Annotated in this window: 1 protein-coding gene and 1 pseudogene; both read right to left on the bottom strand. The window is 70.0% G+C overall.

The annotated features are described in order from the left end of the window. Positions 1 to 1,051 precede the first annotated feature (1,051 nt). Positions 1,052 to 1,522 carry a hypothetical protein gene (locus ACWCXH_RS39800; RefSeq protein WP_449806398.1) on the bottom strand — a complete coding sequence of 157 codons (471 nt, stop codon included), beginning with the start codon at positions 1,520 to 1,522 and terminating at the stop codon, positions 1,052 to 1,054. A 7-nt stretch (positions 1,523 to 1,529) separates the two neighbouring features. Then, positions 1,530 to 1,886, bottom strand: a pseudogene (locus ACWCXH_RS39805) (hypothetical protein); the annotation flags it as partial. Between the last annotated feature and the right edge of the window lie 648 nt (positions 1,887 to 2,534).

Below are 2,534 nucleotides of genomic sequence, written 5' to 3' on the forward strand. Positions count from 1 at the left end.
CGGGCCGAAACTGTGCCACAGTGGCACAGTTTCGGCCCGGCGCCCGCGTGATGACCGATCGCAGGTGGACCTCACCCCACCACCCAGTCACAGGGACCACCTCAGGACACCGCAGCCGCCACGAACCCACCCCCCCGGCCAGGCGCGGCACCAGCCGAGCGACGACCACCCGCAGCACCGCCACGTCCCCCGCCGTGCACGCAGATGCAACGAATGTGGGCCCCAGGACAGGTAATCCACGGTGCAGTGACGAATTCGCCGGAGCGTGGACCCACCGATTTTGTGTGGAGTGAAAACGCGAGAATGTAACCCCGCCCGCGATCAGCCCTCCCGGCCTACCGAGACGGAACTCATCCGCGTATCCGGCTGCGCTTCTACCTGCGCTTCTACTTGCGTATCTGGTTGCGCTTCTACCTGCGTATAGGCCCCTACTCCACCGCGCCCACCGCCCGCCGCCGGCGCCGCCAGGGCGAGTCGTTCCGGCGGGGGTTCGGTACGGGGTTCGGCACGGGTATCCGCAGCTCAGGGCCGGTACGGGGGTCGGTACGCAGGACGGGCCCCGCCCCCGCCGCCCGCCCGTCCGCCCAGCTCAGGGCCGGTGAGATCGGGAACTCACCACCCCGACTTACCTCTCTGGGGCCCTGCTGCCGGGGTGTGGGGTGGGCGGTGGCTGATCGGGCCCGAGGTTCGGCTGGTGGACGCTGCGCTGCGCCTCCTTCTTCCTCGCGTCCGGCTGGTGCCGGCCGCGCGTGGTGATGGGCGGCTCTACAGCGGCGCTACCGGCCTCTAGGGCCCCAGGCGCCAGGCTGCCGCGTAGAGCGGCCGTAGCGGCCCCGTAGAGCCCGTAGAAGGCCGCCACCAGGGGCGTAGCGCCGTAGAGCCCGTAGAGCGGTGAGGCCGCCCAGACGCTCCGCGGGCCGCTCGCGCCGCCGGAGACATGCGGATGCCGACGCGGGCGCCCCGCCAGCTGCGAGGGCTCTGAGCTTGTCGTTTTAACCAGTTGCCTCAGCTCAGTGGCACCAGCTGTGCGCGATGCCTGTGACTCGTTGGCTCAGCGAAGATGCGCTCGCTCGTCGACACGGTGGGTCGGGGTGCCCAGGAACACCTCGGGCGACGCGGGGCCGTAGGCGATGTTGAACGTGTCGAGGCGGTAGGACCAGGGCCCGCCCCAGGTTCCTACGAACCGGAAGTTGATCTGCCACTGCAGCCATTGCCCGGGAGCGAGTTGGACGGCGGGTGGACGCCGGTTGCGCCGGGGCATGCTGAAGATCGTCGTTTCCGGCCGGTGCACTCGCAGCTGGCCGTCCGACTCCCTGAGCACCAGCCCGGGGTCTGACAGGTCCTGCACGCTCATGTGCGGCACGAAGGAGTCTGACTCCCGCATGGAGACATCGTGCAGACCGGATGTGATGTCGATGGGCAGCCTGAACGCGACGGGGGCTGCGTTGCGTGTCGTGGCCTCGGCACCGCCCCGCGACGCCTTGGTCCACGACGTGCGCACGCGCTGGACGATGACTCTCATGGATTGATCATCGGGCAGTCAGCTGCTCCGTGGCCACCGTGTTTGTGTCGGCTGTCGTCGGGCTTGCTCTCCGAGGCTTGGTTCCCTGCCAGTGGTGGGCAGGGCGGGCGTATGCCTCGCCGGTGGTGAGCACTCTGCCGACGTCGTAGCGGGGTGCCTGGCACCGGTTCTTGGATCCGGGCGGTCGGCCGGGGCCGGGCTGGGTGGGTTTCGGTGCACGTGCTGGTGAGGGGGTCTTCGTGTGGAGGTTCCTGAACCCGCGCCGGACGCGGGCGGGGGTGAGCGTGTTCGGTTCCGCCGGCCGCTCCCATGGCCGGCGAAGGTCGGCGACGTGCGGGCGGGCGAGGCGGAGCTGGGTGTGGGCAGGCTCGCTGCTCCGGGTCGCCGTCCGGGTCGGGGAATCCCCCGGGGGCGCTTTCCCATTTTTGCCCGGGGTGGGCATGGGGGTTGTGGCAGGATTTTCTGACGGGCGGTTTCTGATACGCGCGGTTCCGGGAATTCAGACCCGACCCACGGCCGGTCCGGTGCCCGAATCCCCGGGCCACTCCCCGGAGGTGAAGGACCGGGATGGGGACCCCCGTTCCGGCAGGATCGTCTGACGCTCGACAACTGATACAGGGGGTGGGGTGGGACTCCTGTCCCTACACAGCGCATCAGCTGATGCACCCCCACCCGGACCCCCATCGACCCCCATTACGGTCAGTCACCCCCGCCCGTCCGGGGCCGGTCCCACCCCCGCACCCTCCTCCCGGCCAGCCTGCCCCGGAGCGCAGCGGAGGGGCTTTCACCTGGGCTGTAGCGGAGCGGAAGCCCAGGTGGGGGCATGGAGCGGAGCGGAGTGCCCCAGGCCTCGCGCAGCGAGGCCGCCTGACCGAAGGTCAGGCCGCGGACACGCGGAGCGGGTCCGCCGACCGGCCGAAGCGCACGCACGCGCATCGTACTACGTACGCCGTACGTATCTAAGATGGGAGACCGAGGTGATCTTCAGTGCCGTCCAGCAAGACCCCCAGCA

Source organism: Kitasatospora sp. NPDC001660 (genome assembly GCF_053596725.1).

Coding starts and splice junctions, on each gene's coding strand:
- ACWCXH_RS39800 (WP_449806398.1), bottom strand. CDS start 1,522: ATGAGAGTCATCGTCCAGCGCGTGCGCACGTCGTGGACCAAGGCGTCG.